Origin of the sequence: Idiomarina sp. A28L (assembly GCF_000218785.1) — a bacterium.
Lineage (GTDB): Bacteria > Pseudomonadota > Gammaproteobacteria > Enterobacterales > Alteromonadaceae > Aliidiomarina.
In genome coordinates, this window is sequence record NZ_AFPO01000026.1 from 34,000 (window position 1) to 55,640 (window position 21,641).

Genomic DNA, 21,641 nt, shown 5'->3' on the forward strand with positions numbered 1-21,641 from the left:
GCCGTTACTGGTGTTGATGCCACGCGTATCCCCTGGTTTACCGATGTAAGTGCGGGTGTTGCGGTGGTGATGATTCTGTTTGCTATTCTATTTGGTGCGCGCAAGCTGAGCTTATCAGAAAAGCACCCAGGGCTAATGGATGCTGTGGCCTTTGAATCGATTATAAAGCTTCTTAGTTTTGCGCTCGTTGGCCTTTTTTGCACCTATCAGTTATTCAACGGCTTCACTGATTTATTCATACAAGCGGCAGCGGCGCCTTTGGCTCAGGAGGCCTTAGAAGGCTTACCGAACGGCACTTACATTTACATTACGCACATGCTGCTCGGTGCTTTAGCAATGTTTTTGTTGCCGCGGCAATTTCATGTCAACTTCATTGAAAATACTCACCCGGATGAATTAAAAGCAGCGCGTTGGGCGTTCCCTTTGTATTTATTCGCAATCAATTTTTTCATTCTCCCTATTACCCTTGCAGGCATTTTACTCGTGCCCGAAAGCCGCGGCGAAGATATGTTCATGTTGGCATTACCGGTGCTCATGGATCGGCCCGATATTAGTATGATTGCGTTTATCGGTGGCTTAGCGGCGGCCACTAGTATGGTAATTATGGCCACATTAGCGCTTAGTATTATGATTTCGAATGATGTATTCACGCCGCTGTGGTTGCGCTGGCGTAAAGCCAAACAACAAGAGTTTAAGCTTACCTCTGGCGTTGTGCTTACCATTCGCAGGCTTACCATGGTGCTCATCATTTCATTGGCCTATTTGTACCATGAGGCTACTGAAAGCGGCGTTCCATTAGTAAGTAATGGGCTGATTGCCATGGCATTACTTGCACAGTTGGGGCCTGCACTTATCGGTGGGTTAGTTTGGCAACGAAGCAGCCGTATAGGCGCCATAGCCGGGCTAAGTGCGGGTACGATTATATGGGCAATTCTGTTGCTGCTACCTTCGCTCAGCAGCAGCCAGCAACTTACCGATTTAGCCATTAGTAACAGTATTCTTATTAGCTTATCGACCAATATTCTGCTGTTCGTTTTGGTTTCTTTATTCCTTCCTGATAGCTCGGTTGATCGTAAACATGCGCAGCGGTATTTGCAGCCCAATGCCGATTACACCGATGTGAGTTCTCGGCCACACGTAAGCTGGGGTAAGCTCCGTTCGGTACTCAGCCGCTTTATTGATGCAAAAGATACCGTGCAACTAGATAAGCGGTTGGGCCTCACATTAGCCGCAGCTCCCGCTGAAGGGTTGGTGCCTCCGGTATTGTTGCAGCGCGTTGAACGTGAACTCGCCGGCGCCGTTGGCAGTGCCGCAAGCCGCTTGATTTTGCATGGGCTGGCACGCACATCGGAAGTAAACGCGGAAGCAATGGCTGATTGGGCCACCGAGGCTTCCCGCCTGTATCGGTTCAATCGTGAGCTATTGCAAGCCAGCGTAGAAAATATTCCACAAGGCATTAGTGTAATAGATAAAGATCTTCGATTAGTTGCCTGGAACCGGCGCTATTTAGAAATTTTCAATTACCCCGATGGTTTTATTCATGCCGGAATGCCGGTTGTTGAGCTGTTGCGCTACAACGCCAAACGAGGCCTATTTGGCGACCCCGATGCAGATATCCAAGAAGAAGTTAACAAGCGCTTAAATTACCTCCGCCGTGGTAGCAGCTATCGCTACCAGCGCCAGCATGAAGGCCGCGTTATCGAACTACAAGGCAACCCTATGCCCGAAGGCGGCTTTGTTACGGCATACACCGACGTAACGAAATTGGTTAAGGCACAAGAAGAACTGCACAGCATTAACCAAGAGCTAGAAAACCGCGTAAAGGAGCGTACTCAGGAGCTTACGGAAGCCAACAGCTTAATGGAGCTCGCAAAGCGAGCTGCAGAAGAAGCGCATTTGAGTAAATCACGGTTTTTTGCCGCTGCAGGCCATGATCTTATGCAACCGTTTAATGCCGCATCATTGTTTTGTGAAATGTTACAGCAGCGCTTAGAGCACGCTGAACAACAAGAAGAGTTTGCTTTAGCTGCGCAAATTCAGCAATCACTCAGCAATGCTGAAGAATTACTTACCATGCTATTGGAAATGACCAAGCTCGAATCAGGTAACTTGAAACCCGATATTCAGCAAGTGCCATTAAACGATGTATTACTGCCGCTCGCTGAATCATTTAGTATCTTAGCCAAAGAAAAGGGCATTACGCTTCGAGTAAAGCCCACCAAAGCATTGGTAGTAACCGATAAGCGCCTGCTTTCGAGAGTGATTCAAAATCTTATTTCTAACGCCATTCGCTACACCGATAGTGGCCGAGTTTTGTGTGGTGTTCGCCGCCGCGATAAACATTCGATTGAGCTACAAATTATCGATACTGGCCGTGGTATTCCGGCTGATAAACAAAACGAAATATTCAAAGAGTTCCACCAGCTCGGCGATCAAGCTGATAATCCTGGATTGGGGCTTGGTTTAGCTATTGTTGAAAGGATGTGCAGGCTATTACAGATTCCTATCACCCTCAAATCAATCGAAAACCAAGGCACTTGTTTTGGCGTTTTACTGCCGGTTAGTGGATGGCAAGGCGATGTTGCAAAGCCAATAGTAGTGCAAGGCACTCCGCAGCAAGGCGCTGTATTGAACGGCATTCACGTTATTTTATTAGATAATGATGTAACTCTGCGATTAGCGATTGCCAAACTTCTCCGTGGTTGGGGCGCCGAAGTTACCGCTTGCCATTCAATTGAAGAAGCCATGGCCGTGAGCAAAAAGCCCAATCTACTTTTTGTTGATTATCACTTAGATAATGATGAAGTGGGTGTTACAGGCATTCGCATGCTGAGAGAAAAATGGCACAGGCAGCTGCCCGCTATTCTCAGTACTGCCGACCCAGATGAGAGTATTCGCGAGCAGGTAATTGAAATTCAGGCCGCGTTCTTGCCCAAGCCCGTAAAGCAGGCTGCGCTTTTAAGACTATTAAAAAGGCTTCTATAAAACCAACCGACAAAATATTAGCTTGCCGGCTGGTTTACATGGAGATTTTAATTAATTAACCATCATTCAGCGGTTAGCTTTCTTTCACCAGAAAGCTCTTGGCCTGCTTGATAAAGCGTTACCGAAGCTACTTCGCCTGCTTCGTTGCGAGCAAACACAAAGCGTGCTCCAAAAGCTATATTCTCAAACACATCTTCCTCGCTATAGGTTACTGGCGCAGAAGGTTGGCCTGTCGCTTGAATCATCAACCTACCATTTTCTTCAAACACGTGCACAATGAACCCAGGCACTAATTCGTAATAACCCAAATAATCAGCAAGGTTCACTGAATCTGGCATTGCCGTTGGTATGTAAGGCGTGCCCGGCGGAATATTCGCATCGAGCAAATGCAATGCTAACGCTTGCACATCACCTGTTTGATACAGAGCTCCATTACTTAATACAATTGCAGCCTGTTGCGCTTCGGTATCAATGGCCACCATGCTCGCAAACCCGCCTGTGCCGCCACCGTGAGTAAGATACGTGATGCCTTGTACTGGCGCATATAACCATGCCCAACCCACATTTACTTGCGCGGTTTCTGCTAATACCTCATGGCTAGTGGCAAGCGCTGCGCTCAACGATTCTGGCCCCCAACCAAGCTGTGCCGCCACCCAAGCCTCCATATCACTTAAGCTTGCGCGCACACCGCCAACCCCCTGCATATCTTCAGCGAAATTCCAATTCAATACCGCCTCACCTTCAGCACTGAGTGGCGGCATGGTATCGCCAGTAAAGCTGGCATTAGCCATGCCAAGCGGTGCATAGAGTGTTTGCTCATAAAGTTCGGCTAACGATAAGCCCGAGGCTTTAGCCGCTATCTTTGAAAGCATCATAAACGCAAAGTTCGAATAGCCGAATTGTGCGCCCGGTTCAGCTACTAACTGCGCCTGCGCTAGTGATTGCCAAAGCGCTTCTTCAGTGAAATCAGCGTAAGGGTCGTTTACTTCAGCTGGCATTAACAATGCAGGTAAACGGGGTAAACCGGAAGTGTGCGTAAGCATATGCCGGAGCAGAATCGGCTTTTCGCCCATTTGCGGCACCTCAATACCTTCCGGCACCCAATCTTGTAAGGGTTGATGGATATCAAGCTTGCCGTCCGCCACCAGTTGCGCATAAATACCTGCAAGCATAGGTTTAGAGATAGAACCTATCTCATATCGCGAATCAGCATCAGGCAGGTTACTTTGTTGATCGGCACAATAAAATCCACGTTCACTGGTAAAGGTGCCGTTTTCATTCCGTTGTAATCGCGCGGCGGCAATACATGCTGTTGATGCATCACTTTCAATACGTGCCTTTATTGCATCAGCCACACTTGCCGATGATGCAGCAGTAATGCCCTGTGAAGGGGGTATCTCGGATTTTTCGGAACATCCCAGAAGTAAGCTGCTCGCTAATACCAGCGAACTCAAAAGCGAGTGCTTCATGAATTTTTGCATGGTTCTATCTCCTAAGATCTGTAGAGTAAGCTACAGTAGTAAGTTATAACTATACCTTAAACGTTCAGTTTTTGAATTTATTCCCCGAATTGGAGCAACGCACATGATTCTAGATCTTTCCGAATACAACGGTACTATTCTTTGGTTAGGCATTTTGCTAGGTATTATACTGTTGCAATGGCTCGTTGCCTCTTACTCAAAAGCCTCACAACCTGGCGCTATACCTGGATTACCCCCTCGCGATGCTGGCCATAACTACTTTACTTTTCGGGCGTGGAGAACGCACCAAAACACATTAGAAAACGCTGGCACTATGATCGGCGGCGCTATTTTTGCCGTGCTCGCTGGCGCTAACCCACAGTGGCTGCAAGGCCTAATGGCGATTATGGTAGTGAGCCGAATTGCCCACATGGTGCTTTACTACGGTATCGCCACCAATAAAAACCCAAGCCCCCGCAGCTACTTTTTTATGCTGAGCTGGTTTGCCAACGTAGCTATTATCATTCTAGGTATCAGCGCTGTAGTATCTAGCTAAGTTATTCATTTAAGCTAGTCATTTAAATTATTCACCCAACGCCTACAAGCAATAAACTAAGTTAGGCAATAAGAGAAAAACCATGAAAATTGTTATTCGTAGTTTATTAAAAGGCTTGGCTATCATTTTACCCTTGGTGATTACCATTGAGGTTATTCGTTGGTTTTTGATAACTATCGAATCTAGGCTTGCACCAGTTTTAGAATTGGTGCTTCGCCCTGAATGGTATATTCCGGGCATGGCCACGCTTGCTTTTCTTAGCATTTGTACCCTTGTGGGCTTCAGTGCTCGTTGGCAAAGTGCTGATTGGTTATGGCAAATGCCCGGCCGAATACTGATGAAGATTCCGGGTACGAAACAAATCTATGGCATGCTGCAAGACATCATGGAAGTTATGTCTGGAAAGAACTTTGCTGATGAATCGGTAGTTCTCGTTAAACTCCCACAATCAGACGTTGAACTGATTGGCATTGTTACCAAGAAAAGCGGTATAAAAGATGATCGTATGTCTTCGTTACTCGAAGAAGAACAGTTAGCTGTATTTTTACCCATGGCCTATAACGTTGGTGGTTATACCGTAATTGTTCCCAAATCCTGTACGAAGAATATTGATATGAAACCAGCAGAAGCTTTGCAGCTGGTAATCAGTGGTGGCCTAGGCTCTTCGAATATACCGGACAAGAACTAACTCTAAACGGTAATTCTGCTCTAGGCCTTTTCCTAACTAGAGCGGAATTACCCCATGAAAATGCACACATTCTCACTTGGCTTAATTACGGCCGCCTTGCTCAGTGCTACCGCGCATGCTGAGCAAGGTTATTATCGCGCGCCTGCTATTCATCAAGATCACATCGTGTTTACTGCTGAAGGTGATTTATGGCACAGCACCGCGGAAAGCACCAAACGCCTTACCACTCACCCCACTGAAGAAATCGGAGCCGCTATTTCCAATAATGGCGAATATGTTGCCTACGTGGCGAATTATGAAGGGGCCGCTGAAGTTTACGTAATGCCACTTGCCGGCGGTATTCCCAAGCGCGTGAGCTTCGAAAATAGCCGTGTGCGGGTGCAAGGTTGGACACCAAATGGCGAGGTAATGTATAGCACTGATAACGTGGTTGGCCCGGCTAATCAATGGGTGTTGCGTACGGTTAATCCAGAAAGTTTAGCCACAACCACATTACCGTTAGTGGATGCCATTGAAGGTGCAACCAATAGCAACGGTGCAGAGGTTTATTTCACTCGCTTCGGGCTACAAGCCACGGGTGATAACGCCCGTGTATATCGTGGCGGAGCTAAGGGCGAAATCTGGCGCTATAACATGGGCGCGAACCAAGAAGCCACCTTGCTAACGGCTAACCATGAAGGCTCAGTGAAGCGGCCCATGTATTATGAAGGCCGCATCTATTTTATTAGTGATGCTGATGGCACACCAAATATTTGGTCGATGACAACCGCTGGCCGCGATTTCCGCCAACACACAAATTATGATGATTGGCAGATTTGGTCGGCGAGCCTTAGCGCAGGCAATATTGTTTATCAACGGGGCGCCGATTTGCATGTGCTAAATATTGCTAGCGGCAATTCGCGCACATTACCTATCGAACTCACGAGCGATTTTACCGAACGGCAAGAGCGGTGGTTAGAAAACCCGTTGAGCTATATCACCTCTACACGCTTTGATAGTAACGATCAGGTTGTGATTACCGCACGAAGCCAAATAGCTGTTGCTAACACGGGCCCTCGCCGCTTAGTGCAAATTGCTACGCCCGCCGAAAGCCGCTCACGTAATGCCGTGCTTAGCCTTGATGGCAAATGGGTATATGCACTTAACGATCACACGGGTGAAAATGAGATTTGGCGCTTCCCGGCTGATGGTTCAGAGGGTGCTGAGCAGCTCACCGATAATGGCACTACCTTTCGTTGGAATCTTTCGCAATCACCTGATGGCAAATGGTTAGCCCATGATGATAAAAACGGTGATCTTTGGTTACTCAACTTAGAATCAGGGGAAAACCAGCGAATTAACCAAGGTGCTGTGGGCCATTCGGGTATCGCTGATATGGTTTGGAATGCGGATAGTGAGCTATTGGCCTTTGCGCGCAACGGCCAAGATAATACACGCCGAGAAGTATGGGTATATTCTCTAACTACTCAGGAATCAGAGGTTATAACCTCTGCTAAATATGAATCAGGATCGCCGGCGTTTAGCCGTGATGGCAACTGGTTATACTTCCTTTCGGATCGTAATTTCCGTGCCACGCCAAGTTCGCCATGGGGAGATCGCAATTTAGGGCCTATGTTTAACAAGCGCTCGTTGATTTATGCTGTGGCACTGAAGCCCGATGCCTGCTTTCCATTTGCGCCGCCTCAGGAAGTTGCGAGCTGTAATAACGAAGCTGCAAAAGAACAAGGTGTAGATTTAGCGGGTGCAGCTGAACGTTTATGGCAAGTGCCAGTAGCTGCAGATAACTACTACAATTTGAGTGCTAACGATGAGCGCCTATATGTGCAAACGCGTGCGTTTGATTGGAGCACACCACCAACGTTACATAGCATTGCATTTAGCCAAACCGATGTAAAAACCGAGCCCTTTGCAACCAACGTAAGTGGATATCAGTTATCGCTCGATGGTAAACGTTTATTCTTCAGCCAAAATGGTGCTAGCAATATGTTTATTGTGAGCGCCAATGCAACTGCGCCTAGTAGTTTAACCAACGCAAGAGTGAGCACAAGCGATTGGCAGTTGGCATTTTCGCCTACCGAAGAGTGGCGGCAAATGTTTCGCGATGCCTGGTTAATGCACCGTGATTTCTTATTTGATAGCAATATGCGGGGTATTGATTGGGAAGAAATGCGCAAACGCTACGAACCTCTATTGGATCGCCTAACCGACCGGCATGAGCTTGATGATGTATTTTCACAATTACTTAGTGAGCTCAATGTATTGCATTCCCAAGTGCGCGGTGGTGAATATTCAACACCTCGGGAGCGCGCCAGTGGCGCAAGCTTAGGCGGGCAGTTCAGCATGGCCGCTAACGGGCTTCGTATCGATACCATTTATCGGGTGGATGCTGATTTACCAGATCAAGCGGCGCCTTTGAGCGCACCCGGAGTTGATGCGGCCGTGGGTGATGTTATTACCCATATTAACGGCCGCTCAGTTAGCCATCTTGGTGAATTAATCACCGCATTGCGTGGCCAAACCGGTAAACAGGTATTATTAAACATTGCTCGTAATGGTGAAACGCATCAAACCGTGGTTACTCCTGTGAGTACTGGCCGCGATCATCGGTTGCGTTATGAAACATGGGTTGAAAATAACCGCGATAAAGTTGCCGAGGCAAGTGATGGTAAGTTTGGTTACTTGCACTTATACGCAATGGGTGGCGGTGATATTGCCAGCTTTGCTCGTGAGTTTTATGCAAACTACCAAAAAGAAGGGTTGATTATCGATGTACGCCGGAATCGCGGTGGCAACATTGATAGTTGGATTATTGAAAAGCTCTTACGCCGCGCTTGGAGCTTCTGGCAACCCCGTTTAGGTGAAGGCTATACCAACATGCAGCAAGCCTTTATGGGACAACTAGTAGTGCTCACCGACCAACTAACCTACTCAGATGGTGAAACCTTCGCCGCAGGTGTTAAAGCGCTGAATTTGGGGCCGCTCGTTGGTAAGCAAACTACCGGGGCGGGTGTATGGCTCTCTGGCCGCAATAGCTTAGCCGATCGAGGAGTTGCCCGCGTTGCCGAAACGCCACAACACGCAATGGACGGCCGCTGGGTGCTGGAAGGTTTCGGTGTTACCCCTGATATCGAAATTGATAACCTACCATTTGCTACCTTCAATGGCGGTGATGCGCAATTAGATCGCGGCATTCAAGTGCTTCGCGAACTTCTCCGTGAGAACCCGTATCCAAAACTCGAAGCGCAACCTATGTCGGCGCCCCGAGCAGAAGATATTAATCGCTAGAGAATATTAACCGCAAAAAAAGGGCTTTCACTACTATTCAAGAGTGAAAGCCCTTCATTTTTTACTTTGCGAGCCACTACGCTAACTAGCAAACAAACTTCGTAAACCTTCAACACCTTCAATATCGGTTGCTTGCAAAGGCACTCGATAGCGCGGGAGTTGTTTAAATATCTTATCAATTTCAACTAGGCGGTGCTGCTCAAGCTCTCTACGCTGTGCTAAAAAACCACCATCAGCGTTTGCCGGCAATACTCGGTTTACTAATAAGCCTGCTATCGGCAATTTCGCTGCTAATAACGATTTTACGGCGCGTTCTGTTTCTAAAATCGGCAATTTTTCTGGCGTCAGCACAAATAATAAAGCTGTATGTTCAGCATCTTTCAGAATACGCCGAGTGCGCTGAAAGAGCCGCTGCCGATTTAGTAGCGTTTCGGTAATACCTTTGCTGCGCTCACTCATTTCGGCGGTAGCTAGGCTCATAGGTTCCACCACTGGGTTATCAATATCTTTCCCAGATTTTGGCGCTAAGTGAGCCAATACCCCAGATAATTCCTGCGATTTTTTATCGTGCTTCAGCATTCCTTGGGTCCAGGCGGCCATTGATTCCGGCAAGCTCAATAAACGCAACGTGTGCCCTGTTGGCGCGGTATCGAAAATTAGCACATCGTATTTATCAATGCCTTGATCTATTTCACGGCACATACGCTCTAGTAAGGCGGCTTCTTGCGCACCCGGTGATTGTGCCGAACTACGCAGCTGACGCTCTACCTCGGAATACATCTGTGGGTGAACAAACTGCTTTGTTTGTGCAATAATTTTATCGATGTGAGCATTCACTTCGCTTTCTGGGTCTATTTCTAAAGCATCGAGATTATCATGAATCGCTTGTATACGATTCCCTACGTTGCAGCCTAAAGCATCGCCTAGGCTATGTGCAGGATCTGTAGAGATAATTAAAACTCGCTTATCTTGCGCTGAGAGTTCAACCGCAATGGCGCTGGATAATGTGGTTTTACCCACGCCACCTTTGCCGCCCACTAAAATTAGCTTTTTATTCGTTAGTTCATCTACTAACTGATTGATAGAAGGCATTAACAGCACCGCATATTATCAAGAGGCGAGTGTTCCATACCCATACGAATATGCCATTCGTGAAAACGCTCGAGCATTAGCGGTTGTAACTCCATAGTATAAAAAGTAGCTGGGTTTGGAATACCCATCAATTCTGAATAAACCAACAACATAAATAAATCGTCTTGGTCTCGTTGTGCGCGAGCAATAGCCGAGCGATAAGGCGCATTATAAGCCTCTTCGGCGAACGCATTCGCCTTTTTCCAAAACGCTTTTATTTGACCAAGTTTGCTACCTTGCTTATCGCCCCGCGCCATAACTTTATACCTCGAATACTTATACACCCAAAATATAGACATCTAGTTAAAACATAGCCCTAACTTCGCGCTATTTGCAAAGTTAGGGCTGCAACACAAGCCTATAGCGTAAATCCTATCCTTACTCTAAGTTCTTCTCGCCTTTCCGTAAACGTGTTAACACAGAGCCACACTCGAGTGCTATTAGTATCGCGGCAATTAACACCACAATATCGAGGCCAAACAAGAACCAATCTTGCTGATTATAGAAAGTATGCAACTGCAGAACTAACGCCGCTACTGTCATTACCAACAAGAAGATAAGTGGAATCAGGGTTACATACATCGGCCGGCCATAACGCACGAGCATTACAGTTATCACCAGCAATGTAAGCCCTGCAAGTAACTGATTAGTTGTGCCGAACAACGGCCAAATAGTTAAACCACCGGAACCATCGGCACCGCCCGCACCAAAGGCTAATAACAAACATGCGCCAACGGCTAGCAAGGTAGCAGGCACCACGCGCTGCATCCAACTTATGTTGTAGATTGAGCCCCACTCTTGAAAAATATAGCGTTGTAAACGCAGGCCGGTATCCATGGTTGTACCCGCAAATAGTACCGCCATTACTGTGAGCAGGGTTTGCGCGAGATTTTCACTCAAGCCAATGCCTTCGCTAATAATACTAGCGCCCCCGGCCACAAACGCGTTTACACCGCCTTGGCCGAAGCTGTGATACACCGCTTGCCAATCTCCGAAGGTAGCAAAACCTGCACAGGCTGCAATAATTGCCGCCAACGCAAGCGAGCCCTCACCTACCGCACCGAAGTAACCAACGAAACGGGCATCGGTTTCTTTATCTAACTGCTTCGATGTTGTACCGCCGGCAACTAGGCCATGGAAGCCAGAAATAGCACCACAGGCAATGGTTACAAACAGTAGCGGAATCATTGACGGCGTATTCGCCGGTAGATCGGTGTTAAACGCGGGGGCAACCATGTTCGGGCCCGCTATTAAAACCGCAGCGTATAGAAGAATTAAGCCAATGAACAACTGCAAACCATTAATGTAATCGCGTGGTTGCAACAACATCCACACCGGTAATAGTGAAGCAATAGCAGCATAGCCGAAGAGAATAACAATCCATTGAGCACGATCAGATAGGCCCATAAAAGTTTCTGGTAGCGCTACAGGAAACACCGGCCCAAGCCCGATTAATGCATACAGGGCTATAACACCAATAATCGAAACCGCTATTAGCCCAACTAATTTTCTATAGATAAGTTGGCCAATAATGAGGGCTACAAATATTGCCCCCCAAACCGGTACTACCGCACTATTAAAATCAACCAAAAGGCCAGCAATAACCACCGCAAATACGGCGTTTACCATCAGAAGCACAAGAAAAATAACGATCATAAATAAGCTTCGAGCACGTTTGCCTACGATATCGCCCGTTAATGCACCGATTGATTTTGCTTTATTACGGTTGCTCGCCCAAATTGCGCCAGCATCGTGTACACCAGCGAAAAAGATAGTGCCGAAGATAACCCAAAGAAACGCCGGCACCCAACCCCAGATAACAGCGATTGCAGGGCCAATGATAGGTGCAGCACCAGCCACCGAGGTGAAGTGATGGCCCCATAATACGAATTTGTTCGTGGGCACAAAATCTACACCATCTTCGAATTCGTGTGCGGGCGTGCGGAAGTTTGCGTCGAGTTTATAAATTTTTTCAGCAATAAACTTGGAGTAAATAAAGTATCCAAGTGCCATTGCCACAATACCTAAGATCAACACGAAAATAGAATTCATCAGCATTTCCTAATTGTTGTTATTCGATACTCATCATATGAGCAAAAACCATGCAATGCCAAAACCTCAGTAAGGCACCGAAGCGCATGAAGTAAAGCAGTTAAAAAAAGCAACCATCTATTTCTTTATTCTATTCGTCTATCCTATTTATCCTATTCTTCTATCCTATTTAAACCTTAGCAACTTACATACCACTTTCGGATTAGACTTTAGCCTTAACCCAATAAAAAAACCGGCCATTGTTTTCACAATGACCGGTTTTAATTCTTCTATTACGTAGATTCTATAACATATAGGGATTATCCCAAGTTATTAGAACTGGTAACGAATACCAATTTTAGCAGACCAAGTTGACGCACGAGCGTTAAACCGGGTTGCAGAAGCTGGCGTTTCATCGAAGCCACCAAACGGTGCGCCATAAATGTATTGTCCAGTTTCAGTATCGATACCTACTGAAGCTAAGCGAACACCTGTATCAGCAAAGCTCACAGTGTGGCGTTGGTTCTTCTGATCTAATAACGCTAACACGTTACGGATATCAAGATAGATTGCGCCTTTATGACCTTCCATGAAACCACGGATTTCTTGCTCGAAGCGGAAATCTAGGTTGGTGTTCCAAGGACCACGGTTACCTTCGTTACGTACTGCGTAGCCACCAGCAAACTGCTCTAAGTTTGCAGATTGAATCCACTCAGCGAACTGTGCGTAAGTTAACCCACCAGTATAGCGTACGTTCGGATCATCAGCACCACTTGGAATGTAAGGCAAGTAGTTGGTAGAAGACCACAAGTTGCTCGATGAACCGTCACCAAATCCACGGAAGCGGAAGGTATCAAGTGCATAGCTGTAAGGACGACCAGAAGTGCGGTCCCAGAACAAGCTGAAGTTAGAACGATAGCCAGGGAAAAACTCACGGCTGTAGTTAACAGACGCCATCAAACGGTGTTCGATTTCGTATGAAGCACGGCCCACAGTTGGGTTTTGCTTATCAATAGCTGTTTGGAAGTTGTAGTTTGAATGCGCTGTAGATGAACCACCAGATGTAATATCTTTCACATCTTGGTTAGTGTAGCTAACGCGAACACTTAAACCGTTATCCCAGTTGTTACCCAAGCTCAAAGTAGAAATTAAGCTACGGCCACCAGATACGTTGGTTAACAAAATATCGAAACGGTTAGTGTTAAAACCACCAACTGTATCAGGGCGCTCACCTGCTAGCGGATCCCAACCTACGTATAATGGACGACCACCAGCAGTAGTTACTTGGTTACCCGCGTCATCTAACAATGGGGCTTTAGTGAGGTTGGTCCATGCAACTTCACGGTCTTTCTCAGTGTAGATAAATTCCGCAGAAGCAAACCAGCCTTCACCCAAGTAGCCTAAATCTAACTCTTCGTAATCAACCGCTAAGCTGTAACGAGTGTCGTATGGCATTTTGAAGTTAGGGTCGATTGGTGTGGTGTTACCATCACCAGCCGCTAACGAATCACGCATTTCTTGTGGAACAGAAGTGATGTCTACATTCTCAACATTAGATAAGTTAGGAGCAGCAACAACGGTTACACCATCGTTAGAGTATGCGTTTGAAATCCAAACATTAGGACGTCCACCTGCGAACATACCGGCACCACCACGAATAGTGATGTTATCGTTGAACTGGTAGTTAAAGCTAAAGCGTGGAAGCAATAAATCTAAGCCATCCATGTTGTTCGTGTTGGCAAAGCCGTAACGATCAACAAAGTTCTGATTCAAGGCAGGAACGTCATCAGTGCTGAAACGCTCATAACGCAAACCAAAGCTTAGTGTAAGGTCCCAGTTAACATCCCACGTATCTTGCAAGTACAGCGCCATAGTGCCGTAATCGAAGTTCGCAGCGCCATCAGCAGCTACGTTAGTGAATGCATTTTGGTATTCAACTGAAGCAGCAAACTGGTTTTCAAAATCAGCAATGCTATCAAAGTAGAAGTTACCTAATGAGTTTTGTACGAATTCATTGAATACATCAATATTTTGGTATTCAGCACCAAACTGAATTTGATGTTCATTCAACAGATATTCACCGTGCAACTGAATTTCAGTTGTAGTGGTTTCTAAGCTGTTAGCGTGGCGTGAACGATCTGGGCCTATGTTGATTTGGCCGCCGTCACCACCTGCGTTTTCTTCATCAGTGAAGCGAATTTGTACCTGACCAAAATTACGGCCAAGCATTGGGTCTTGCCCAGTAGCTACATCTTTAACCGATGCTTTAAACTCAGTACTAAAGTTGTTTGTCCAGTTTGAATAAATTTGCGTTGCAAAGTTATCCATCTCTTGGGTACGCAAGTACCAATAAGAGTTTAGGTTCAAGTTGGTTCGACCACCAGTTGTGGTGTTGTTCGCACCAACATCTTGAGCACTTTGATAAGTAAATGATAAACGGTGATCATTGTTAATGTTCCAATCGATCTTCGCTAAAATTTTCTCATCTTGCTGTTCTGGTTGAACGTTCCAATCACCAGCATCAACACCGTAAACATTGCTAGCAATGCTTTGAATGCGGCTAATTACGCTCGGATCGATATTTTTAGTTTCAACAGCAGAAGAACCAAGTGGGCCCTGCGCAATTGAAGTTGGTTCTTTATACTCTTCGTAGTTCACAAAGAAGAACAAACGATCTTGAAGAATCGGGCCGCCTAAACTAAAGCCATAAGATTCTTCTTTATAATCTAAATTAGGGCGGTTCGCATTTGGCGTATAACGGCTTGGATCTGGCGTTCCCGCTAATTCATCATTTGCTAGTTCATAGAAAAGTGAACCGAAGAATTCGTTAGTACCTGAACGAGTTACAGCGTTGATGCGAGCACCAGTGAAACCGCTATAACGTGCGTTGAATGGTACCGATTGAATTGAAACCTGTTCAATTGCATCGATTGAAATTGGTGAACGATTAGTTGGGTAACCACCACTGTTCAAACCGAAATCATCGTTTTGGCCAATGCCGTCAACTGTAATACTGTTATAACGTGGGTTATTACCACCAACAGTAAGTGAACGGTTATTGTCACCTAAATCAGTTGCCAATGGGTTTTGACGCACAACATCTTTCAAATCGCGGTCAAATGTTGGCATGTTACGGATTTCGTTTTCACCCCAAGTGCTCGAAGAGCCAGCTTGTAATGAAGTAGTATTAATTGTGCGGCCAGTTACTGTAATACGCTCGATGTTATCGCGGCGCTCATCTAACTGTGCGTTTAAACGATAAGCATCACCTAACTGCAGGAAGATATCTTCTAAGGTTTTGCCTTCGTATACATCAGAATCGATGATGACAAGGTAAGGACCGCCAACGCGCAAACCCGTTGCGGTAAAGATACCCGCTTCGTTAGTTGTTGCTGTGGTAACGGTACCTGATGGAACGTGCTGAATGATTACGCGAGTGCCGGCCACTACTTCGCCTTGTGGACCAACGATCTGGCCGCGCATTGCAGATGACGTATCTGCTATTGCGATTCCAGACATACCCAACGTAAGCGCTACTGCTGCTGCAATGCGAGTCAGTTTCGTTGTCTTAGTCATGCCAATTTTCCTGCATAGTTAGTGTGTGAGAGTTTTCTAATAAGCTTGGACGCACAACGATAATACTGAATTATTTCAATTCAATGACAATCGTAAATTAAAGCGCGCGTATTCTATGACAAATTCGTGACAGTTTCATAGGTTTTTCGCTGAAAATTGCTTCTTTTTTGTTACCTAATTGTAATCTGCCTGTCATTTTTCTGAGTATAGATTATACAACAAATATAACAATATAATTACAAGTGCTGGAAGATTATTCAGTTCTCAGCAGCAAGGTAATCGGTGATTTCGGTTATAAAGGCTTCGCCATAGCGTTCAAGCTTGATTTGCCCTACACCCGAAACACGCAAGAACTCACTCTCAGTGCTGGGTAGCAGCAGCGCCATCTCTTGTAAACTGACATCGCTGAATACTACAAATGGCGGTTTGCCTTCTTTTTCGGCTATTTCTTTACGTAATTTCTTCAAGCGCCGGAACAACGCTTTATCGTGCTGGCCTTGTTCAACCACACTGTTTAACTGTGCAGTTGTAGCTAAACGCGGCTCCGCCAAAGTAAGGGCAACCTCACCCCGCAGCACCGGCCGCGCTTCTTCGGTTAGTACTAATGCGCTATGCCGGCGAATATCTTGCAGCAGTAAACCTCGGTGAATTAACTGCCGTAACACCGAAACCCAATATTCAGCCGAATGATCACTGCCGATTCCATAGGTAGAAAGCTGCTCATGATTGAATTGCTTAATTTTTTGATTCTGGCTACCACGAAGTACATCAACCACATGATGCACTCCAAACTGCTGGCCCGTACGATACACGCAACTTAACGCTTTCTGCGCATCAACGGTACCATCGTATTGGCGTGGCGGCTGAATACATAGATCACAGTTTCCGCAGGCTTTATCGCGATATTCATTAAAATAATTGAGCAGAACAACACGGCGGCAAGTTTGCGCTTCGGCGAATGATGTCATGGCCGAGAACTTCTGTTTTTCTACCCGTAACTGCGGGGTTTCATCGTGTTCTTCTAGGATTTTCCACACCCAAGCTGCATCACTCGGTTCGTAGAGCATTACAGCTTCCGCTGCAGCACCATCGCGGCCAGCACGGCCAGTTTCTTGGTAATAAGCTTCTACGCTACGGGGTAAATCGTAGTGCATTACAAAACGCACATTTGGTTTATTGATACCCATACCAAAAGCCACAGTAGCCACGATTACATCAATATCATCACGAATAAAGCCCTGTAATGCAGCAGCTCGTTGATCGTGAGGCAGCCCAGCGTTGTATGCCGCCGCACGAATGCCTTCGCGCATGAGCATTTCTGCCAGCTCTTCGGTGCGTTTACGGCTGCCACAATAAATAATGCCAGAAGCACCGCGTTGGCGTTTAACGTATTTAAGCACTTGCGTGCGCGGCTTATATTTTTCTTGCACTAGATAACGAATATTTGGGCGATCAAACGAACCTTGCACTAGCGCAGAATCATCGAGGTGTAGGCGCTCTATTATATCTTGCCGTGTTACCGCATCGGCCGTTGCTGTTAATGCCAACACGGGCGCTCCCGGTAACTGTTCGCGAACTTCACCAAGCTGCCCGTATTCTGGGCGAAAATCATGGCCCCATTGCGAAATACAATGCGCCTCATCAACAGCAATCAGTGAAACCTGCACCTCTTGTAAGCGTTCTTGAAACGAGCGTTGCAACAATCGCTCGGGCGCCAAATACAGCACTTTCAATTCGCCACTGTGTAGTTTGCGAAAGGTATCCATTACTTCTGGGGCATTTAACCCCGAGTGAATGGCGCCAGCCGCAATACCAAGTTCACGCATAGCCGCTACTTGGTCGTCCATGAGTGATACCAGTGGCGAAACCACAATGGTTACCCCTGGTAACAACATAGCGGGCAACTGGTAACACATAGATTTCCCCGCCCCAGTAGGCAGAAGCGCTAACGTATCCCGGCCTTGCAGTACATTGCTGATAATCTCTTCTTGGCCGAAACGAAATTTATCGTAGCCAAATACATCACGCAGTAACCGGCGAGCTGAAGTTAAATCAGGTTTGCCAGAATCACTGTTTGCAGATTCTGCGGCTCGTTGTGCATACGTTTCGGCGGAATCGGTAGAAAACACGAAAACTCTCTTATTTGTTGCGAAAACTAATTAAAATTGCGAACTCTGCAAGAAAATACTCAGTATTACTAATTAGCATGGGTATCTTCGTTGACTCAAAAGCGGTTGCTGCCTATTGTATGCATCCCAGCCACAGATAACCATGAGCTTATGACGCATTCTACCGTAATTGACCAACTTTCCGCCTTTATGAACGAACGAATTCCTTTCCAGAAGTATTTAGGCATCAAAGTAACCAAATTCGATGGCCAAGAATCGGAAGTTCGCTTCCAATGGAAAGATGAACTGGTTGGTAATGCTCCCATGCAAATTTTACATGGCGGCGCTACCGCAACAGCTCTCGATACAGCCGGTGGCGTTGTGATTATGGCCAGTGTAATCGAGCGTATGGAAAACAACGTAAGTGCCGAAGAAATAGTTGAACGCATGGCCCGTTGCGGCACAATTGATTTGCGAGTTGATTACGTGCGCCCAGGCCGTGGCAAAGAGTTTATTACTACCGCAACGATTATTCGTTCTGGCAGCCGCGTAGCTGTGGCGCGTATGGAAATGCATAACGAAGAAGGCATGTTAATTGCGTTTGGCACCGGCACGTATATTGTTGGTTAAAGGCCCGTTAAATTTGCTAAACTAGCGGCCTGTTTTTGCATCCGCTCAGCCCATTAATTCAAGGACCTTGCGTGAACCCAAATGATGAACAACGCACCGCTCGCCAAGGTGTTATCTTTGCTTTATGTGCCTACTCAATTTGGGGTTTTGCCCCCATTTATTTCAAAACGCTAGCACACGTTCCTGCTTTCGAAGTACTTGCCCACCGTATCGTTTGGGCTTTTTTGTTTATGCTGATTCTTATTCTAGGTACCGGCCGCATGCAGCAGGTTATTCGCGCCTTCGATTCGCCGAAACTGTTGCTGCAACTTGGCGTTGCCGCCTGCCTCATTGGCTTTAACTGGTTTTTATTTATTTGGGCGGTAGCCAATGATCATATTCTCGATGCCAGCTTAGGTTATTACATAAACCCATTATTAAATGTGGCGATTGGCATGCTCTTCTTTAGCGAGCGTTTACGGCGGTTACAGGTGGTTGCGGTAAGCCTTGCAGTTATTGGTGTGGCGATTCAAATCATTACTTTTGGTTCAGTGCCATGGGTGGCTTTGGCGCTGGCAGCTTCGTTCGCAACCTACGGCGCTATCCGTAAAAAACTTCCTTTTGATTCACTTACCGGGCTCTGGTTAGAAGTTATTCTATTGCTGCCAATGATGCTGGTGTATTTCTTCTTTTTTGCCAATAGCAGCGCCAGCAATATGCTAGAAAACACTTGGCAACTAAATGTATTACTCATCTTGGCTGGTGTAATTACCACCGTGCCCTTATTGTTCTTTACTGGGGCAGCTAAACGCATTCGTTATTCAACCTTAGGCCTATTTCAGTACATTGCCCCAAGCTTAATGTTTTTACTGGCGGTATTGCTCTACAACGAGCCGCTAGCCGCCGATAAACTGGTTACTTTTGTGATTATTTGGTTGGCTTTGGCTATCTATAGTTACGATGCGGTACGTACCCACCAACAAGTGCGCCGCGCGGCTAAATTATTGTGAGTTTGGCGTAGGCTACTACTAACCACTTACTGCCCACATCATCAAAGTTGATTTGAATCCGGCTTTGCGGCCCAGTGCCTTCATAATTGAGCACTGTGCCCTCACCAAACACTTGGTGTAACACCCGTTGCCCAAGCTGAAAGCCGGTTTGCGTAAATGCTTCATGAGAAGCGCCAGTATGAAACCGGCTGCGCTGTGCTGATGGTTGCTGAACTCGCGTTTGCACCCGCACTTCATGAATAAATTCAGAAGGAATTTCGGCAATAAACCGGCTCGGTGTATGGAAATTTTCCTGCCCATATAAACGGCGGCTTTCAGCGTAGGTAATAATTAACTTTTCCATCGCTCGCGTCATGCCTACGTAGCAAAGGCGGCGCTCTTCTTCCAACCTGCCAGGCTCACCAGTAGACATCTGCGAGGGGAAAGTGCCTTCCTCTAACCCGGTCATGAACACTAGCGGGAATTCCAAACCTTTGGCGCTGTGTAGTGTCATTAACTGCACTGCATCTTGATAGGCATCGGCTTGTTCATCGCCGGCTTCTAGAGCCGCATGCGCTAAAAATTCAGCCAATGGTGTCATGCCTTCTTCCCCTGTGGGTACGAAGGTTTCGGTAGCACTCACTAACTCTTTTAAGTTTTCTACTCGAGTTTCTGCTTTATCGCTTTGCTCGGCCTGATACATCGCTAACAGCCCGCTTGATTTCAGCACTAAATCGGTTTGCATTGATAAGGGTTTATCCACACACTTATCTTCGAGGCCATTAATAATTTCAAGAAACGCGGCCATAGCATTCTTCGCGCGCCCTGAAAGTAAGGAATCACTTACCATCGCACGGGCGGCATCCCACATCGTTAGCTGCCGAGCTCTTGCCAGTTCGCGCACCAAACCTAAAGTGCGCTCGCCAATGCCCCGAGTTGGTGTATTCACTACCCGCTCAAAGGCTGCATCATCGTTACGGTTGCTCAGCAACCGTAAATAAGCCACGGCATCTTTCACTTCTTGGCGATCGAAGAAGCGCAAGCCCCCATAAATTCGATAAGCCAACCCGGAGTATAATAAACCTTCCTCAAGCACTCGCGATTGCGCGTTGTTTCGATATAACAGAGCTACATCGCTTAATGCGCCACCTTGCTCTTGCCAACGCTTAATTTGACTCACAATGTAACGTGATTCTTCTTGTTCGTTGAACGCGGAATACAGCGAGATAGGTTCGCCATCGATGCCGTCTGTCCAAAGATCTTTACCCAAACGATCACTGTTATTCCCGATTACTTGGTTCGCTGCTTTCAAAATAGTAGCGGTAGAACGGTAATTTTGTTCCAATCGAATTGTTTGCGCATTAGGGAAATCGCGTAAAAAGTGCTGCAAGTTTTCTACTTGCGCGCCGCGCCAGCCATAAATCGATTGGTCATCATCGCCCACAATAGCAACATGGTTTTCTTTGCCCGCTAATAAGCGCACCCAAGAATATTGAATCTGGTTGGTATCTTGAAATTCATCTACCAAAATATGCCGGAAGCGGCGCTGATAATGCTCGCGCACGTGCTTGTTATCGCGCAGTAATTCGTGCACTCGCAATAGCAGCTCAGCAAAATCAACTAAACCGGCACGATCACAAGCTTCTTGATAAGCGCGATAAATTTGTACTTGGGTTTGTTCGGTAGGATCGTAAGTATCAATATGCTGAGGCCGTAAACCATCATCTTTTTTGGCATTGATATACCAGCCCGCTTGCTTAGCTGGCCATTGCTTTTCATCGAGGTTCAGCGCTTTAATAGTGCGCTTCAATAAGCGTTGCTGATCATCAGAATCAAGAATTTGAAAATTCTGCGGCAGGCCTGCATCTTGATAATGAGCACGTAGCAAACGATGCGCCAAACCATGGAAAGTACCAATCCACATGCGTTGAACATCGCGGCCCATGAGCTTTTCAACGCGGCCACGCATTTCTGCTGCCGCTTTATTGGTAAAGGTTACCGCCAAAATAGATAGCGGCGAATAGTGCATAACTTCAATAAGCCACGCAATGCGGTGTACCAGCACCCGTGTTTTACCACTGCCCGCACCCGCAAGCACAAGCATATCCTGCTCGCTTGCACTTACCGCTTCTCGTTGGCGATCATTCAAGCCATCTAAAAGATATGAAACATCCATCGCCAAACCCCTACCAATTACTATCAACTCATCATTTTACTGTATAT

General features: G+C 46.5%; 13 protein-coding genes. 6 read left to right on the forward strand and 7 right to left on the reverse strand.

Going from position 1 to position 21,641, the window contains the following annotated elements; translation table 11 throughout:
- Positions 1-1,368 precede the first annotated feature (1,368 nt).
- Complete coding sequence (locus A28LD_RS12465; RefSeq protein ID WP_443134845.1) at positions 1,369-2,985, forward strand: hybrid sensor histidine kinase/response regulator; 1,617 nt, start codon at positions 1,369-1,371, stop codon at positions 2,983-2,985.
- Positions 2,986-3,047: 62 nt separating this feature from the next.
- Here A28LD_RS12465 and A28LD_RS11365 read toward each other — a convergent pair whose 3' ends face one another.
- Positions 3,048-4,466, reverse strand: coding sequence for a serine hydrolase (locus A28LD_RS11365; RefSeq protein ID WP_007421220.1), 1,419 nt, complete (start codon positions 4,464-4,466; stop codon positions 3,048-3,050).
- 103 nt (positions 4,467-4,569) lie between these two features.
- On the opposite strand from A28LD_RS11365, the gene A28LD_RS11370 reads away from it, so the two are divergent.
- The 3 genes from A28LD_RS11370 to A28LD_RS11380 all read left to right on the forward strand — a co-directional run bounded on the left by A28LD_RS11370 (position 4,570) and on the right by A28LD_RS11380 (position 8,974).
- On the forward strand, positions 4,570-5,001 hold the full coding sequence (locus A28LD_RS11370; protein ID WP_007421221.1) for an MAPEG family protein: 432 nt from the start codon (positions 4,570-4,572) through the stop codon (positions 4,999-5,001).
- An 82-nt stretch (positions 5,002-5,083) separates the two neighbouring features.
- Positions 5,084-5,689 (forward strand): DUF502 domain-containing protein, encoded by a 606-nt coding sequence (locus A28LD_RS11375; RefSeq protein WP_007421222.1) that lies wholly within the window; start codon positions 5,084-5,086, stop codon positions 5,687-5,689.
- A 54-nt stretch (positions 5,690-5,743) separates the two neighbouring features.
- Positions 5,744-8,974, forward strand: a complete 3,231-nt coding sequence (locus A28LD_RS11380) for a S41 family peptidase (RefSeq protein ID WP_007421223.1) — start codon at positions 5,744-5,746, stop codon at positions 8,972-8,974.
- A gap of 81 nt (positions 8,975-9,055) precedes the next feature.
- Here the strand turns inward: A28LD_RS11380 and A28LD_RS11385 are convergent, their stop codons facing one another.
- The 5 genes from A28LD_RS11385 to recQ all read right to left on the reverse strand — a co-directional run bounded on the left by A28LD_RS11385 (position 9,056) and on the right by recQ (position 17,841).
- Positions 9,056-10,066, reverse strand: coding sequence for an ArsA family ATPase (locus A28LD_RS11385; RefSeq protein ID WP_007421224.1), 1,011 nt, complete (start codon positions 10,064-10,066; stop codon positions 9,056-9,058).
- Complete coding sequence (locus A28LD_RS11390) at positions 10,066-10,362, reverse strand: cory-CC-star protein (RefSeq protein ID WP_007421225.1); 297 nt, start codon at positions 10,360-10,362, stop codon at positions 10,066-10,068. Before A28LD_RS11390 ends, A28LD_RS11385 begins: the two co-directional genes overlap by 1 nt.
- A gap of 121 nt (positions 10,363-10,483) precedes the next feature.
- Complete coding sequence (locus tag A28LD_RS11395; protein ID WP_007421226.1) at positions 10,484-12,157, reverse strand: carbon starvation CstA family protein; 1,674 nt, start codon at positions 12,155-12,157, stop codon at positions 10,484-10,486.
- A 312-nt stretch (positions 12,158-12,469) separates the two neighbouring features.
- Positions 12,470-15,712 (reverse strand): TonB-dependent receptor, encoded by a 3,243-nt coding sequence (locus tag A28LD_RS11400; RefSeq protein ID WP_007421227.1) that lies wholly within the window; start codon positions 15,710-15,712, stop codon positions 12,470-12,472.
- A gap of 257 nt (positions 15,713-15,969) precedes the next feature.
- Positions 15,970-17,841, reverse strand: coding sequence for a DNA helicase RecQ (recQ, locus tag A28LD_RS11405; protein WP_007421228.1), 1,872 nt, complete (start codon positions 17,839-17,841; stop codon positions 15,970-15,972).
- Positions 17,842-17,991: 150 nt separating this feature from the next.
- Here recQ and A28LD_RS11410 point away from each other — a divergent pair, with 150 nt between their 5' ends.
- Both A28LD_RS11410 and rarD read left to right on the forward strand, forming a co-directional pair.
- Positions 17,992-18,450, forward strand: coding sequence for a thioesterase family protein (locus A28LD_RS11410; RefSeq protein WP_007421229.1), 459 nt, complete (start codon positions 17,992-17,994; stop codon positions 18,448-18,450).
- Positions 18,451-18,521: 71 nt separating this feature from the next.
- Positions 18,522-19,439: an EamA family transporter RarD gene (rarD, locus tag A28LD_RS11415; RefSeq protein WP_007421230.1), complete on the forward strand. Its 918-nt coding sequence runs from the start codon at positions 18,522-18,524 to the stop codon at positions 19,437-19,439.
- Here rarD and uvrD read toward each other — a convergent pair.
- Positions 19,426-21,594 carry a DNA helicase II gene (gene uvrD, locus A28LD_RS11420; RefSeq protein WP_007421231.1) on the reverse strand — a complete coding sequence of 723 codons (2,169 nt, stop codon included), beginning with the start codon at positions 21,592-21,594 and terminating at the stop codon, positions 19,426-19,428. The genes rarD and uvrD overlap by 14 nt on opposite strands.
- Positions 21,595-21,641: the final 47 nt, after the last annotated feature.

What these genes read in the sequence shown, in the direction of transcription:
- A28LD_RS12465 (WP_443134845.1), top strand. Translation starts at nt 1,369, where the DNA reads ATGGCTGATTGGGCCACCGAGGCTTCCCGCCTGTATCGGTTCAATCGT.
- A28LD_RS11365 (WP_007421220.1), bottom strand. Translation starts at nt 4,466, where the DNA reads ATGCAAAAATTCATGAAGCACTCGCTTTTGAGTTCGCTGGTATTAGCG.
- A28LD_RS11370 (WP_007421221.1), top strand. Translation starts at nt 4,570, where the DNA reads ATGATTCTAGATCTTTCCGAATACAACGGTACTATTCTTTGGTTAGGC.
- A28LD_RS11375 (WP_007421222.1), top strand. Translation starts at nt 5,084, where the DNA reads ATGAAAATTGTTATTCGTAGTTTATTAAAAGGCTTGGCTATCATTTTA.
- A28LD_RS11380 (WP_007421223.1), top strand. Translation starts at nt 5,744, where the DNA reads ATGAAAATGCACACATTCTCACTTGGCTTAATTACGGCCGCCTTGCTC.
- A28LD_RS11385 (WP_007421224.1), bottom strand. Translation starts at nt 10,066, where the DNA reads ATGCCTTCTATCAATCAGTTAGTAGATGAACTAACGAATAAAAAGCTA.
- A28LD_RS11390 (WP_007421225.1), bottom strand. Translation starts at nt 10,362, where the DNA reads ATGGCGCGGGGCGATAAGCAAGGTAGCAAACTTGGTCAAATAAAAGCG.
- A28LD_RS11395 (WP_007421226.1), bottom strand. Translation starts at nt 12,157, where the DNA reads ATGAATTCTATTTTCGTGTTGATCTTAGGTATTGTGGCAATGGCACTT.
- A28LD_RS11400 (WP_007421227.1), bottom strand. Translation starts at nt 15,712, where the DNA reads ATGACTAAGACAACGAAACTGACTCGCATTGCAGCAGCAGTAGCGCTT.
- A28LD_RS11410 (WP_007421229.1), top strand. Translation starts at nt 17,992, where the DNA reads ATGACGCATTCTACCGTAATTGACCAACTTTCCGCCTTTATGAACGAA.
- uvrD (WP_007421231.1), bottom strand. Translation starts at nt 21,594, where the DNA reads ATGGATGTTTCATATCTTTTAGATGGCTTGAATGATCGCCAACGAGAA.